The organism is Kribbella sp. ALI-6-A, assembly GCF_001984195.1.
Lineage (GTDB): Bacteria > Actinomycetota > Actinomycetes > Propionibacteriales > Kribbellaceae > Kribbella.
The window spans coordinates 558,123-572,924 of record NZ_MTQN01000008.1 but is presented as its reverse complement, the minus strand read 5'-3'; the positions used below and the strand labels follow the sequence as shown (position 1 = coordinate 572,924).

At 71.1% G+C, this 14,802-nt stretch carries 11 protein-coding genes; 2 read left to right on the top strand and 9 right to left on the bottom strand.

Annotated elements, in window-relative coordinates:
* Window positions 1–18: 18 nt before the first annotated feature.
* From BWI15_RS08705 to BWI15_RS08665, 9 genes are read right to left on the bottom strand one after another with little or no spacing between them, the layout of a single operon-like run.
* Window positions 19–1,053 (bottom strand): ABC transporter ATP-binding protein, encoded by a 1,035-nt coding sequence (locus BWI15_RS08705; protein WP_077013773.1) that lies wholly within the window; start codon window positions 1,051–1,053, stop codon window positions 19–21.
* Window positions 1,038–1,697: an ABC transporter permease gene (locus tag BWI15_RS08700; RefSeq protein WP_077013772.1), complete on the bottom strand. Its 660-nt coding sequence runs from the start codon at window positions 1,695–1,697 to the stop codon at window positions 1,038–1,040. Before BWI15_RS08700 ends, BWI15_RS08705 begins: the two co-directional genes overlap by 16 nt.
* On the bottom strand, window positions 1,694–2,518 hold the full coding sequence (locus BWI15_RS08695; RefSeq protein ID WP_077013771.1) for a substrate-binding domain-containing protein: 825 nt from the start codon (window positions 2,516–2,518) through the stop codon (window positions 1,694–1,696). Before BWI15_RS08695 ends, BWI15_RS08700 begins: the two co-directional genes overlap by 4 nt.
* Window positions 2,515–4,419: a molybdopterin biosynthesis protein gene (locus BWI15_RS08690; protein WP_077013770.1), complete on the bottom strand. Its 1,905-nt coding sequence runs from the start codon at window positions 4,417–4,419 to the stop codon at window positions 2,515–2,517. Before BWI15_RS08690 ends, BWI15_RS08695 begins: the two co-directional genes overlap by 4 nt.
* A gap of 10 nt (window positions 4,420–4,429) precedes the next feature.
* A complete protein-coding gene (locus BWI15_RS08685) occupies window positions 4,430–5,656 on the bottom strand; it encodes a molybdopterin molybdotransferase MoeA (protein WP_077013769.1) in 1,227 nt (408 codons plus the stop codon).
* 9 nt (window positions 5,657–5,665) lie between these two features.
* Entirely contained in the window at window positions 5,666–7,363 is a 1,698-nt protein-coding gene (locus BWI15_RS08680; RefSeq protein WP_077013768.1) for an NAD(P)H-dependent oxidoreductase subunit E, read from the bottom strand.
* Window positions 7,360–10,275, bottom strand: coding sequence for a formate dehydrogenase subunit alpha (gene fdhF, locus BWI15_RS08675; protein WP_077013767.1), 2,916 nt, complete (start codon window positions 10,273–10,275; stop codon window positions 7,360–7,362). The genes BWI15_RS08680 and fdhF overlap by 4 nt, the downstream gene beginning before the upstream one ends.
* Complete coding sequence (locus BWI15_RS08670) at window positions 10,272–12,068, bottom strand: aldehyde ferredoxin oxidoreductase family protein (RefSeq protein WP_077013766.1); 1,797 nt, start codon at window positions 12,066–12,068, stop codon at window positions 10,272–10,274. Before BWI15_RS08670 ends, fdhF begins: the two co-directional genes overlap by 4 nt.
* 5 nt (window positions 12,069–12,073) lie before the next feature.
* Window positions 12,074–12,928: an NTP transferase domain-containing protein gene (locus tag BWI15_RS08665; RefSeq protein ID WP_237771197.1), complete on the bottom strand. Its 855-nt coding sequence runs from the start codon at window positions 12,926–12,928 to the stop codon at window positions 12,074–12,076.
* A gap of 91 nt (window positions 12,929–13,019) precedes the next feature.
* On the opposite strand from BWI15_RS08665, the gene BWI15_RS08660 reads away from it, so the two are divergent.
* A complete protein-coding gene (locus tag BWI15_RS08660) occupies window positions 13,020–14,129 on the top strand; it encodes a sensor histidine kinase (RefSeq protein WP_077013764.1) in 1,110 nt (369 codons plus the stop codon).
* The gene (locus BWI15_RS08655; protein ID WP_077013763.1) at window positions 14,126–14,770 is read left to right on the top strand and encodes a response regulator transcription factor; all 645 of its coding nucleotides are present in this window, start codon (window positions 14,126–14,128) and stop codon (window positions 14,768–14,770) included. Before BWI15_RS08660 ends, BWI15_RS08655 begins: the two co-directional genes overlap by 4 nt.
* Window positions 14,771–14,802: the final 32 nt, after the last annotated feature.

Genomic DNA, 14,802 nt, shown 5'->3' with positions numbered 1-14,802 from the left:
GGAAAGCCCTTGCTGGATTCAGGGGCGCGGCAGGATGGTGCTCAGCGCCGGATCGAAGGTCGCGCGGACGGCGAGGCCGGCGCGCAACGTGCCCGCACCGAGCGGGACGTGGGCCAGCAAGGACACGACTCCGGCGACCGCGACCGTGCGGTGCCCCGGCCCAGGACTGACCCGAGTGACCTGGACGGGAAGCCCGGGCCAGTCCGCGGGCAGCAGCCGGACGCCACTCGCGAAGGCGGCGACGGTGACCGGGCCCGGCGGGTGATCGGTGGTCAGGCCGGTCGGCGCCTCGCCCACCAGAACTGTTCCGTCGGGCCCGACTTCGGCGTCGATGAGGTTCTCGTAGCCGACCAGTGCCGCCACGTCGGTGTCGACGGGCCGGCGGTTCAGCTCGTCCGGTGTTCCGAGCTGGTGGATCCGGCCGTCGAGCAGCACGATCACGCGGTCCGCGAAGTGCAGCGCCTCGTCGGCTCGGTGCGACACCTGGACCACGGTGATCGCTCGATCGCCGAGCGCCCGGTCGAGATCGGCGAAGAAGACCGTCCGGGACTGGGCATCGAGGCCGGCCGCGGGTTCGTCCAGCAGGAGGACCTCGGGATCCAGCGCGAGTGCGCGGGCCAGGCTGACCCGCTGCTGTTCGCCCCCGGACAGCGCCCGGGCCGGACGATCGGCGAGATGCGCGACGCGCAGCCGGTCGAGCGCGTCCATCGCCAGTTGCCGCCGCTGCCGGCGGGGTACCTTGCGCCACTGCAACGGAAGCTCGACATTGCGCAAGGCGCTCGTACTGAGCAGACCCGCCCGCTGCGTGACGTACGCCGTCCGCCTGAGCAGGTCCACTCCCCCGCTCGCCGTGTCCAGGGCGTCGACCGTGATGCGCCCGGCCGTCGGCGGTTCGACCGCGGCGAGCAGGCGCAGCAAGGTCGTCTTGCCCGCGCCGTTCGGGCCGAGAACCGCCAGGCGTTCGCCCGCGGTGACGTCGAGCCGGTCGATCGACAGCACGTCCCGCCCGCCGCGGCGGTGCCGGACCGCGCGCAGGCTCAGTTCCGCGCCCACACGGCTCCCCGCTGCTGGATCGAGGCGAGCAGGCTGTTCACCACGAACGCGAGCACCAGCAGGATCACGCCGTACACGATCGCGGTGCCGAACTCGCCGCGGCTGACGTTCTCGACGATCGCGGTCGTCATCACCTGGGTCTGGCCGTGGATGTTGCCGCCGACCAGCGTCGCGGAGCCGACTTCGGAGATCGCGTGACCGAAGCCGGCCATCGCCGCGGCGAGCAGCGGCAGCCGCGCCTCGATCCACAGCCGCAGCACCAGTTGCCGGCGGTTCGCTCCGAGCGATCGCAGCTGCTCGGGCAGTTCGGGCGGCAGCAGTTGCAGGGCGGCCATCGTGATGCCGGTGATGAGTGGGGTCGCGATCGCGACCTGCGCGATGATCATGCCGCGCACGGTGTAGATCAGGTTCAGGTCGCCGAGTGGTCCGCTGCGCCACAGCAGCAACGCGACGATCAGGCCGACGACGACGGTGGGCACGGCCATCCCGGTGTTCACGACCGCGGTGAGCAGCCGTCGGCCGGGCAGCCCCGCCAGGGCGAGGGCGGTGCCGAGCGAGATCCCGAGCAGCGAGGCGATGACGGTGGCCGTCAGCGACACCGTCGCCGAGCGCGCCAGGACCTCGTAGACCGGTTCGGCGGTCATCGCTTCGCGTCGGCGAAGAACAACGCCTCGCCGTACTTCTCGATGCCGTACTTCGCGATCAGTTCCTGCGCGGGCCGGTCCCGGACCCAGTCGGCGAACGCCGTCGCGCAGGCGGTGTTCACGCCTTCGTGGTCGACCACGATCACGTGGTAGTCGTTGCGCAGGTCGGCGGAGTCCTCGAACAGCACCTTCAACTGCAGCCCCTTGGTGGCCAGGAAGGTACCGCGATCCGCCAGGGTGTAGGCCTGCTTCTGGCTGGCGATCGTCAGAGTGGCGCCCATCCCCTGGCCGGTCGCGACGTACCACCGGCCGGTCGGGCGTACGCCGGCCGCCTTCCACAGCGCCAGCTCCTTGGCGTTGGTGCCGGAGTCGTCGGCGCGGGACGCGAACGGCGCCTGCCGATCGGCGATCCGCTTCAGAGCCGCCGAGGCGGTGGCCGCGCCGGCCAGGCCGACCGGGTCCGCAGGCGGTCCGACGACCACGAAGTCGTTGTGCATCACCGGTTCGCGGCTGCTGCCGTGACCGGCCGCCATGAACTTCTCCTCGGCAGCGGGCGAGTGCACCAGCAGGACGTCGGCGTCGCCCTTCTCACCCATCTTCATCGCCTGCCCGGAGCCCACCGCCACCGTCTTGACCGAGCAGTCGCTGCCCTCGTCGAAGGCCGGCAGCAGTACGTCGAGCAGGCCGGAGTCCTGCGTGCTGGTCGTTGTCGCCAGCACCATCGTGCCCGAGGGCCCGGAGTCGCTCGTGGCCGCCGTACTGTTGGAGCATCCGGCAACCAGTACGACGGCCAGCACCGCCGCCAAGGTCTTGAACGTCATCGCAACCGCCTGCCTGTCTCGGTGGTGTTGTAGCCGCCCAGCTTCGCGATCGCGCCGTGGAAGTCCGCCGACTGCAGCAACTCCCACAACGGCGCGAGCAGCGGGTCGTCGAGACTCGACGCTTCCACGACCAGGTCGTACGGCTCCTCGGCCACCGGCACGAAGTCCAGCCCGAACGCCCGCGCCGCGGCGAGGATGCCGAGACCGCAGTCGGCCCGGCCCGCGGCGACGGCGGCCGCGACGGCCAGGTGCGTCGGTTCCTCGCGGGCGTAACCCCGTACCGCCGCCGGGTCGATCTCCAGCCGGCGCAGTTCCTGGTCGAGCAGCATCCGGGTCCCCGCGCCGCGCTGGCGGTTGACGTACGAGTGCTCGGGCAGGTCCGCCAGACCGGTGATGCCCAGCGGGTTGCCAGGCGCAACGATCAGGCCCTGGTCGCGGTGCACCAGGCGAATGACGGCGAGCTCGCGACCGGGCATCAGTTCGTCCAGGTAGGGCAGCGTGTACTCACCCGTTGCCGGATGCAACAAATGCGAACCGGCCAGATGGCACAACCCGTCCCGCAGCGCGACCAGACCGCCGAGCGATCCGACGTTCGACGACGCGAGCGTGAGCGTCGGGTCGGCGCCGCGCAGCATCGTCGCCGCGACGTCGACGACCAGGTCGTGCGAACCGATCGCGACGATCGTGCGCTCGATCTCCGGCAACCGGCGCAACAGCCGAACGCCGACCTCTTCACCCGCGTGATGCCCTTCGACACCGGCCGGCACCAGCAGCAGCCCATCCGCCCGGACCAGCGACGTGAGCACCCCGGCGCCGCGCGGCAGCGGTGACGCCACGACCTGCCCACCGACGGAACCGAGCCGGACCCGCACCCAGTCGTCCATCCCGACCACGGACGGCAGCTTGCGCGCCAGCTTCGCGGTCACCTCCGGCCGCTGCGCAGCGGCCGCTCCTTCCAGCGCCGCCAGCAGAGGCGCAACGAAGATGTCGAAGGTCAGCGCCGCCGACACCGGATACCCCGGTACGCCGACCACCGGGGTCGCGTCCACAGCGCCGAGTACGACGGGATGGCCGGGCCGGACGGCGACGCCGTGCACGGCCAGTGTTCCCAGCTCCCGCACGATCCGGGCGGTGTAGTCGTCTCGGCCGGCGCTCGAGCCCGCGATCACGATCACCAGGTCCGCCGACTCCGCCGCCGCGCGCAGCGCCGTACCGATCCGGTCGACGTCGTCCGGCTGGATCTCGGTCGCCCACGCCTCGCATCCGGCCTCTTGCGCCTGCGCGACCAGCATCAGCGAGTTGGTGTCGAGGATCTCCCCGCGGCGGACCGGTGAGCCGACCGGCACGATCTCGTCGCCGGTCGGAATCACGGCCACCCGCGGGCGGCGGCGTACCAGCAGACGGGTGGCTCCGGCGGCCGCGGCGGCGGCCAGGTCGACCGGCCGCAGCCGATGGCCCTCGGGCAGCAGCAGTTCGCCCGCGCTGATGTCCTCACCGATCGACCGCACGTGCTGGTACGGCGGGACGGCGGACCTGATCTCGGCCTCGCCCTCGACGTAGTGCACCTGCTCCCGCATGACGACCGCGTCGCACCCGTCCGGCATCGGATCACCCGTGTCCACCACGACGTACGACGCGGGGCCGAGCAGCAGCGGGCTGGTCGGCCCCGCGCCATGGGTGTCCTGAGCCAGTACGGCGATGCCGTCCATCGCGGCCACGTCGCTGACCGGCGACGACCGGGTCGCCCAGACCGGCTCGGCCGTCACGCGTCCCGCGGCGTCGGACACCGGGACGAGGTCGGCGGCCACGCGGTCGGGACACCCCGCGGCGGCGCAGGCGTCGTACCAGGCCTGCAGGGCGTCCGCCACGGGCACGTCACTGATGAAGGGGCTGCTGTGCACGAGTCCTCACCTATCCGTACATCGTCACGGTGACCTGAGCTCCGGCGTCCAGCCCGGTCGCCGGCTCGGGGATCACCACGTAACCGTCCGCGCTGGTCAGCAACGACAGCAGAGCCGAGTGCCCGAACAGCGGCGTGGCGACACCGTCGCACACGGACACCTGAACGACGTCGAGACGCCCCGCCGCCGAGGCCACCGGCCGGGCCATCGTCGCGCGAGTGGACGGCTCCGGCGGCGCGGAGGTGATGCCGCCGACCAGTCGCAGGACCGGTAGACCGACCATACGGAACACCACGAGCGCCGACAGCGGATTGCCCGGCAGGCCGATCACCGGTACGTCCGAGCACTCGGCCAGCAACGTCGGTTTGCCCGGCTTGATCGCGAGCCCGTGGCAGTACACCCCGGGCGCGCCGAGGGACTCGACCGCGGCCGTGGTCTCGTCGCGCGCACCGACCGACGAACCGGCCGACACGACGACCAGGTCGCACTCGGCGACCGCCGAGGCCAGCGTCTTGGTCAGCAGGTCCACGTCGTCGGCCACGATCCCGTACGACGCTGGCTCGCCGCCCGCTTGCGTCACCAGCGCGGCCAGCGCCGAGGCAGTCGCATCGCGTACCTGCCCAGGACTCAATTCAGCGGTGTCCGGCGGAACCACCTCGTCACCAGTCGAGATGATCGCCACCCGCGGCCGTCGGCACACCTCCAGCTGCGTCACGCCGGCGGCCGCCAGCAAGCCGAGATCCTGGGCCCGCAACGGCCGCCCGGCGGGGGCAAGCTGCTTGCCAATGGCAACGTCTTCGTCAGCCCGCACCACACCGTCGCCGACTGCCACCGGCCGCGTCACCTCGATCACGCCCGGCATGGTGACCTGCGTGTGCTCCACCATCACGACCGCGTCGGCGCTGGCCGGGACGGCCGCCCCGGTCGGGATCTGCACGGCACCGCCCGACCGCACCTCGACATCCGCGGCCCGGCCCATCCGCAACGCCCCGACCACGTCCAGGTACGCCGGGAGCCCGTCGCCGGCGCCGTACGTGTCGGCGGCACGCACCGCGTAGCCGTCCACCGTCGAGCGGGCGAAGCCGGGCAGCTCCGCCCCGGACAGGACCGGCCGGGCCGGAACCCGGCCGAGCGCGTCCTCACGGCGTACGGTCTCCGTGCCGGTCCGGCGCCGGGGGCGGAATCCCGCCAGGGCCTGCGCGACCGACTGGGTCTGGAAGAACTCCTTCCCGGGCACGGTGCCTCCTCAGTCCCGCGGCTGCGGCCGGGCCGTCGTACCGCCGCGCTGGCGACCGAGCACGCTGACGACCGGTCCGAGCGCTACTTGCCCGAGGCCACAGATCGACGACTTCCGCAGCACCAGCTCGAGTTCCAGCAGCCGGGCCTTGCGCGCCTCGTCCAGCTCGCCGCCGGACTTCAGGGTGTCGGTCAACAGGTCGTGGGCCTTGGTCGAGCCGACTCGGCACGGCACACACTTGCCGCAGGACTCGTTGCGGAAGAACCGCAGCACGTTGGTCGCGGCGGCCAGGGCGTCGGTCCCGGCGGCCATCACCACCATCGCGCCCGATCCCAGCATCGACCCGGCCTCGGCCAGCGTGCCGAAGTCCAGCGGTACGTCGAGATGCTCTGGTCCCAGGAAGTTCGACGACGCGCCACCGGGCTGGACGGCTTCCAGCTCCGCACCCCCGGCGACACCCCCGGCGACGTCGATCAGCTCGCGAATCGTCGTCCCCATCGGCACGCAGTACACGCCCGGCCGTTCGACGTGGCCGGAGACTGCGAAGAACTTCAGCCCGGTGGCGCCGTTGACGCCCTGGGCGTTCCACCAGTCGGCGCCCTTGGCAACAATCGCGGGGACGTCGGCGAAGGTCTCGACCGAGTTCATCAGCGTCGGCTTGCCCCACAGGCCGTAGTTGCCGGGGAAGGGCGGCTTGTTGCGGGGTTCGCCCCGGTGGCCCTCCATGCACTCGATCAGCGCGGTCTCCTCGCCGAGGATGTAGCCGCCCGGCGAGGTGAAGATGTCGAGCATCAGCCGGCGCCCGGTGCCGAGCACGTCGGAACCGATCAGGCCCTGCTCGCGCAGCCGCCCGATCTCGGTGTGCAGCACGGCCTCCTCCGGACCGTACTCGTGCCGGATGAAGACCCAGCCTTCATCCGCGCCGGTGACGACCATGCCCATCAGCAGGCCTTCCAGCACCAGATGCGGCTGCTCGGCGAGCAGCTGACGGTCCTTGAAGGTGCCCGGCTCGGACTCGTCGGCGTTGCAGATCGCGTACTTGACCTGGCCCTCGGCGGCCCGGACCAGCTCCCACTTCTTGCCGGTCGGGAAGCCCGCGCCGCCCATCCCGCGCAGGCCGGCGTCCTGCAGCGCGGTGATCACCTGCTCCGGGGAGATCTGCCCGCTCAGCAGCGCCCGCAGTGACCGGTAGTGGTGCTCGCCCGACGCGTACGGGTCGTTGGGCCAGCCGCCCTCGGGGACGTAGGCGACGGTCGCGCCGAGATCGTGGTCTCCGCCCGAGGCCAACTCGATCGTGGCCGGGACGTCCTCGAGCCGGACCGGCTTCTCGTTGACCGTGGCCGCCGGCGCCATGTCGCAACGACCGGGACAGGAGATCTCGAGAACGTCGACGTCGTCGGCGCCGGCGTACCGGGCCTTGAGGTCGGCGGCCGGGCCTTCGGCGCCCTTGAGCCAGCAGGCCAGGTCGCGGCAGACGCGGACCGTGACGTCCTTCGGCGGCGCGGTGAGGAAGTGCGGGTAGAACGAGACCAGGCCCTCGATCTCGTACAGCGGCCGCTTCTGCTGCCGCGACAACGCCTCCAGCTCCTCGCGTGGCAGCCAGCCGCGGCGGGCCTGGATCGCGTTCAGCAGCGGGATCAGGCTCGGACCGCGGAACTTGCCGGCCCGGGCCTCGACACCGGGGACCTTGTTCGCCGTGACCGTCACTGGGGTGCACCTCCGACTCGGACGCTGCCGCGGTCGCCGGCCGGGGCGATCGCGACGGCGCAGAACTTGAACTCCGGGATCTTGCCGGTGGGGTCGATCTCGTCGATCGTCAGCAGGTTCGCCGCCGCCTCCCGGAAGTGGAACGGGATGAACACGTTGCCGCGCGCCTCGCGGTGCGAGATCTTCACGTTCAGCACGATCTCGCCGCGCCGCGACGACACCCGCGCGAACTCGCCGTCGACCAGGCCGAGCTCGGCGGCGTCGGCCGGGTGGATCGACACCTCGGCCCGGGGCGCGATCGTGTCCAGCGCGAACGACCGCCGGGTCATCGAGCCGGTGTGCCAGTGCTGCAGCAGCCGCCCGGTGTTGAGCACGAACGGGTACTCCTCGTTCGGCAGCTCCTTGGCCGGCAACCACTCCGCCGGGACCAGGTGGGCCAGCTCGTCGGCGGTGTTGAAGCGCTCGTCGAACAACACCACCGTGCCGTCGCTGTGCTCGGGATCCGCGACCGGGTAGAGCTTCCCGGACGAACCCAGGTTGTCGTAGGTCAGGTTCGCGTAGTCGGGCATCAACGGGACCATCTCCTCGAACACCTCGCGCGGTGACGAGTAGTTCCAGTCCAGTCCGAGCCGCTGGGCGATGTCCTGCACGATCTCCCAGTCGGCCCGCGCCTCACCCGGCGGGTCGAACACCTTACGGCCGAGCTGCACGCGCCGGTCGGTGTTGGTGTACGTCCCGTCCTTCTCCAGGTACGACGTGGCCGGCAGCACCACGTCGGCGAACTCGGCCGTCTCGGTCAGGAAGATGTCCTGCACGACCAGGAAGTCCAGCTGGGACAGCGCCTTGCGCACCTTGTTGATGTTCGGGTCGGACAGGAACGGGTTCTCGCCGAGCATGTACATGCCGCGGACGCCGCCGTCGAGGATCGACTTGATCACCTCGGTCACGGTCAGGCCGTTCTCGGGGTTCAGGTCGGTGCCCCAGGCGTTCTCGAACAGCACCCGCGTCTTGGCTTCGTTGGCCCGCTGGTAGTTCGGGTAGAACATCGGGATCAGTCCGGCGTCGGACGCGCCCTGCACGTTGTTCTGCCCGCGCAGCGGGTGCAGCCCGGTACCGGGCCGGCCGACGTTGCCGGTGATGCAGCACATCGCGATCAGGCAGCGGGCGTTGTCGGTGCCGGTGGTGTGCTGGGAGATTCCCATCCCCCAGTAGATGACGCCGGCCTTCGCCTCGCCCCAGACCCGGGCGACCTCGCGGATCAGCTCGACGTCGACGCCGGTGATCCGGGCCGCGAGCTCCGGCGGGTACTCCGCCACGGTCCGGGCCAGCTCGTCGTAGTTCGACGTTCGGCTGGTCAGGAACTCGCGGTCGATCAGCCCGAGCCGGATCACCTCGTGCATGATCCCGTTGTAGAGGGCAACGTCCGTGCCGGGCTTCAGCTGCAGGAACAGATCGGCGTGGTCCGCGACCGTGCCGGCCCGCGGGTCGATGTAGACGATCTTGGTGCCGTTGCGCCTGGCCTGCTTGAAGAACGACGAGGCGACCGGGTGGTTCGCGGTCGCGTTGCTGCCGGTGATGATCGCGACGTCGGCGTTCTCGATGTCGCCGTACGTCGTGGAGACCGCGCCGGAGCCGACACCCTCGAACAGGGCGGCGACGCTGGAGGCGTGGCACAGCCGGGTGCAGTGGTCCACGTTGTTGCTGTGGAACGCCGTCCGAATCAGCTTCTGGAACAGGTAGGCCTCCTCGTTGGAGCACTTCGCCGACCCGAAGCCCGCGATCCCGTCGGAGCCGCTCTCGGCGTAGATCCCGCCGAGCTTGCGGGCGACCAGGTCGAGTGCCTCCTCCCAGCTCGCCTCGCGGAAGTGCGGCATCACTTCCTCGTACGGGACCAGACCGCCGGGCTTGCGGCCCTTGCCGGCTCCGCGCTTGCGGCCCGGTCCGTCCAGGTCCTGCGTGCTGTTCTCCTGCGTCGCCGCCGACAGCGGCCCCTTCGGGTACGACGCGTCGATCCGGATCAGCGGCTTGGTCAGGCGCTGCGGCGACGACGCGTAGTCCCAGCCGTACCGGCCCTTGACGCACAACCGGCCCTGGTTGCCCGGCTGGTCGCGGCCCTCGGCGAACGAGATCCCGCCGCGCTCACGATCGACGTAGTACGTCAGCGCGCAGCCGACTCCGCAGTACGGGCAGACCGTGTCGACGGCCTCGAGCGTCTCGCGCGGCTGGATCGGGATGTTGTTGATCGCCTTGTTGGTCAGCGCGCCGGTCGGGCAGGCCGAGACGCACTCGCCGCAGGTGACGCAGGACGACTGGCCCATCGGGTCGTCCAGGTCGAACGCGATCCGGGTCGAGTAGCCCTTGCCGCTGCGGCCGATCACGTCGTTGCCCTGGATGTCGTCGCAGGCGCGCACGCAGCGGTCGCACAGGATGCAGGAGTCGTGGTTGACCTCGATCACCGGGTTGGACACGTCCACCCCGCGAGAGGGACCGGGCCACAGGTCCTGGATGTCGGTGATGAAGAAGTCGTCCGCGACCGCGAGCAGTTCGTTGTCCGCGGTGGTGGTCTGCTTCGGGTCCTCCTCCCGCGGCGGCTGGTCCACCAGCAGCAGCTCGGCCAGCACCTCGCGGCTGCGCTGCACCTCGGGCGTCGAGGTCGCCACCTCCATGCCCGGTTCGCACGGCCGGATACAGGCCGCGGCGTAGGCCCGGCCACCGGTGTCGACGACGCACATCCGGCAGACGCCGACGGGGTCGTAGCGTTCGTCGTGGCACAGCACCGGGATGTCGATACCGGCGTCCTTCGCCGCGGTCCAGATGGTGGTGCCTTCGGCGACGGTCAGCGGCTGCCCGTCGATGGTGAGCGAGACCGTGCGCTGCTCGACCTCCGGCGCTGCAGGGCGCGTGATGGTCATGGTGTCGGCTCCGTTCCGGTAGCGATGGTGACAACAGTGGGGCGGCCTTCGGCGTCCAGGCCACGCTCGGCGTAGTAGTGGGCGATCATCGATCGCAACCGTTCGGCCGGCAGCGTCGCGGTCCGGCCGGAGGCCAGTTCGAGCGAGGTGTCCAGGAACCGGTCCGGCAGCCAGTCGTCGGCCGGGGTCCAGCCCTCGCGCAGGTTGTAGGCCCGTTTGGCGTGCACGATCCGGCGCGCGGTCTCGCGCAGTTCGGCGCCGTCCACGTCCCAGCCGGTGACGCCGGCCAGCAGCGCGGCCCACTCGCCGAAGGGCTCGGCGAAGACGCCGCGGAGGAACTTGCACAGGATCAGCGAGTCCATGATCGCGGCCCGGTCCTCGGTCTCGATCGCCGCGCGAACGTGCTCGTCGGTGCCGTGCACGCGATCGAGGCCGCCCTTGAGATCGGCCTCGTAGGCGCCGGACCGGTTGTGGTCGGCGCCGCGGGCGTTGACCGCCAGCCCGAGCGCCATCGCCTGCATCGTGCGCGGCTCGTAGCCGGGCATCTCCAGCCCTTTGACCTGCGCGGCGAACGCCAGCGATCCCTGGCCCACGACGGCGGCTGCCCGGCGGGTGCCCTCCGACAGCAGGTCGCCGACTCCGGTGCGCGCACTGATCTCGTCGAGGGCCCGCAGCAACGCGTTGCCGTCACCGAAGCGCAGCCAGGGCACGTCGAGCAGGCCGCGGTCGACGCATTCCATCGCCCAGGCGATCGTGCCGCCGGCCGAGATCGTGTCCAGCCCGAGCTCGTCGCAGCGAGAGCTTGCCGCCAGCACCAGATCCGGGTCGGACACCCCGCACATCGGCCCGAGCGCGAACATGTTCTCGTACTCGACCCGGACCTTGCCGCCGCCCTTGGTCGCGTAGATGTGCTCGCAGCCGATCGTGCAGGACGCGCAACTGGTCTTGGCCACCGACCGCTTCGAGGCGAGGTCCTCGGCCGACAGCATCGAAGCGCCCTCGAACGTGGCCGCCTGGAAGTTGCGGGTCGGCAGCGTGCTGATCGCGTTGAAGGCCAGCAGGTTCGCCAGCGTGCCGAGCTCGCGGTACTTCTCGGTGGCCGGACCGAACGACCGGCCGCGCAGGTCCTTGGCCGCCGCGAGCACCCGGTCCTTGTCGTGCAGCGAGACCCGCTTGCGGCCCTTCACCGCCAGCGCCTTGACGTTCTTCGAGCCCATCACGGCACCCAGCCCGCCACGCCCGGCGTGCCGCCCGTCGTGCGAGATCGTCGCGTACCGCACGAGCGCCTCACCGGCCGGGCCGATGCTCGCCGCCCGCCAGGTCCGCCCGTACGACGCACGGATGGACTCCTCGGCGTCTCCCGCCGACATCCCCCACTGCGCGGACGCGTCGACCAGCTGGACGCCCGACTCGTCGATGAACACGTTCGACGGCGACGCCGATCGCCCGGTCAGCACGATCGCGTCGTACCCGGTGAACTTGCCGGCGATCGCGAAGTGGCTGGACGCGAGCGCGTCGGTGAGCAGCCCGGTCAGCGGCGACTTGGCGACCACCGCGAACTTGGCGCTGGTGGTCAGCGGCGTACCGACCAGCGGTGAGAAGACGAACGCCAGCGGCGCGGCCGGGTCCAACGGGTCGACACCGGCTTCGCCGAGCTCGCTCAACAGCCAGACGCCGAGGCCCGCGCCGCCGAGGTACTGACGCAGTACGTCGTCCGCCAGCGGTACGACGGTGGTCGAGCCGTCCGACACGTCGACGACCAGCGCTTGGCCGAAGTAGCCACCTGGAGGCATTCGGATCACCCGCCCGCATCCGCTGAGATGAAGGCAACCGTGTCACCGGCGACCAACGGCACCAGGCCGTCACCGCGGATCTGGTCGCCGTTGATCGCCGCGAGGACATGGCCGTCGAAGCTGAGTCCGACCTGCTCGGCGGCGGCGCCGAGGTTCGCGGCCCGGACCCGCCGGGCGCCGCGCCCGCCGCCGCCCCGGTTCGCGAGTACGCCGAAACGTTCGACCAGGATCTCGGGAGCGGGCCGGTCGCGCGCCTCGCGGTACTCGGACGGCTCGTTGACGTTGACGACGGACTCCAGGTGCGGATCGATTCGTGCGAGCTGGGGGTCGGCGAGCAGCTCGGCCTCTTCGAGGCGGCGTACGTCGGACTCCTTGAACAAGTGCGCCGGGCGCAGCTGGCCCGCGTCGAGCAGTTTGGTGATTCGCGGCGCGAGGTCGGTGCGGTAGCCGGCGGTCATCGGCTGGCGATAGCCGTGCACGAACGGCAGCACGATCTCCGGTCCCTCCAGGCCGAACCGCCGCAGTACCGCCTGGACGAAAGCCACGTGCAGGAAGGGCAGATCGGTCGAGCAGACGAAGGCGGTCTCGGCACGGTCGGCCAGGGCGCCGAGGCCGACCGCGAGACCTTGCAGCGGCCCGCGTCCCTCTTCGGGGTCGTCGAGAACCAGCACGGCCGGATCGAGCGCCGGCAGCTCCTGACCCGGCGCCCGGACGACCACCACCGGACCATCTACCGCGCGGGCGGCAACCCCGGTAACGTGCCGGAGCAAGGTCGAGCCGTGCCACTCCAGGCCCGCCTTCGGGGTCCCCATCCGCGAGGACCGACCGCCGGCCAGGACCACCGCAGCCGTCATTGTCATACTGTCGACGGTATACGATGTTCGGTGAATGCGCTGCCCCGGCGCCTCCCGATTTCGTCACGGCGGCCGGCGGCTCCCGTATCGTCGGCCCATGCTCGGTGTTCCGGTCCGCGCCGGCGGCGTCGCGCTGAACGCTGCCGTCGCGACGCTCGTGGTCCTGGTGTTCTGGCTGCCGGTCGACTTGCCCGGCCGCTGGGTGCTGCTGGAGCTCGGGCTGATCGTCGTCCTGCTGACCGGGCTGCTACTGCGTGGCCGGTTCCTGATGACCGCGCTCGCCCTGACCGCAACGGCGACGCTGGCCGGTGCTCTGCTGGGCGCCACCCAGGACCCGTTCGTCGCCGTTGCCTGGACGCTTTACCCGATCGCCGTCCGGCGCAGCACGGCGAAGATCGCGCGGACGGTCGGAACGGCGGTGCTGATCGGGGTGACAGTGCTCGGATTCGCCGGCACCCGTGAGGCCGCCGAGGCCGCGCGCTACGCGCTGATCAGCATCCTGGTCCTGACCGGCAGTTGGGCGCTCGGCGAGGCGACCCGGCGACAGCTGGCCGAGGTCGCGGAGAACGGCCGGCTGCAGGCGGAGCAGGCCGTCCTGGCCGAACGGTTGCGGCTGGTCCGGGAGGTGCACGACGTGGTCTCGCACTCGCTGACCAGCATCACGCTGTCCGCCGGGGTGGCGACACACGTGGCCTCCGGCGACGCCGAGCGACTGTCGCGCGAACTGAGCCGGGTCGAGCAGTCGGGCCGGCAGGCCCTGGCCGATCTCCGGATCGTTCTCGGCGCCGCCCGGGACGACGCCGAAGCGGCCGAACGAGCGCCGGCGCCGGGGCTGGACGCACTGACCGAGCTGGTCGCCGACGTGCGGCCGGCCGGCGTACGGGCTGAGCTGTCGCTGACCGGGCGCGAGCATGTTCCGGCGAGTCTGGAGTCGACGATCTACCGGGTGGTGCAAGAGGGGCTCACGAACGCCGTCCGGCATGCGCGGGGCGCTGCTTGCACCGTGACTGTCGCCGGGCGTCCGGAGGCGGTGGAGGTCGAGGTGTTGTCGGGGCCCGGCACGGACTCGCCTGCGGAGGGCGCGGGCTACGGATTGGTCGGGTTGCGTGAGCGTGTGGAGCTGGTCGACGGGGACTTCTCCTGCGGCCCGCTGCCCGACGGTGGTTTCCGGATCGCCGCGGTGATTCCGACGGAGGACCGGCGATGATCGGAGTGGTGGTCGCGGAGGACCAGAACAGCGTCCGCGCCGCGTTGACCGAGCTGGTCGGCAGCGATCCGGAGCTCGAGCTGCTGGGCAGTTGCGCGACCGGCGACGAGGCGATCGAGCTCGCGACGCGGCTGCAGCCGGACGTCGTACTGATGGACATCCGGATGCCGGGGACCGACGGACTCGCCGCCACCCGCGTGATCTGCTCACGGCTGCCCGCCACGAAGGTGCTGGTGCTGACGACGTTCGACCTGGACGAGTACGTGTACGAGGCGCTGAGTGCGGGAGCGACCGGATTCCTGCTGAAGAGCGCGCCGGTGACCGACATCCTGCGCGCGATCCACACCGTGTACGACGGCCAGGCGATGCTGTCGCCGGAGATCACCCGGCGCCTGATCGCCGACGTCTCGCGCCGGCGGGCCCGGCGTACGCCGGAAGCCTTCGAGCAGTTGAGCCCGCGCGAGCTGGAACTCGTCGCCGCGGTACTGCGCGGCCTGTCCAACGAGGAGTTGGCGGCCGAGCTGTACCTGAGCCTGTCGACGGTGAAGACCTACCTGAGCCGGATCTTCACCAAGCTCGACGTCCGCGACCGGACCCAGCTGGTGATCCTCGCCTACGAGTCGGGCTTCGCCGAGCGCTGAGCGAAGAGTCAACCTTTGGCCGCTGCCGCGCG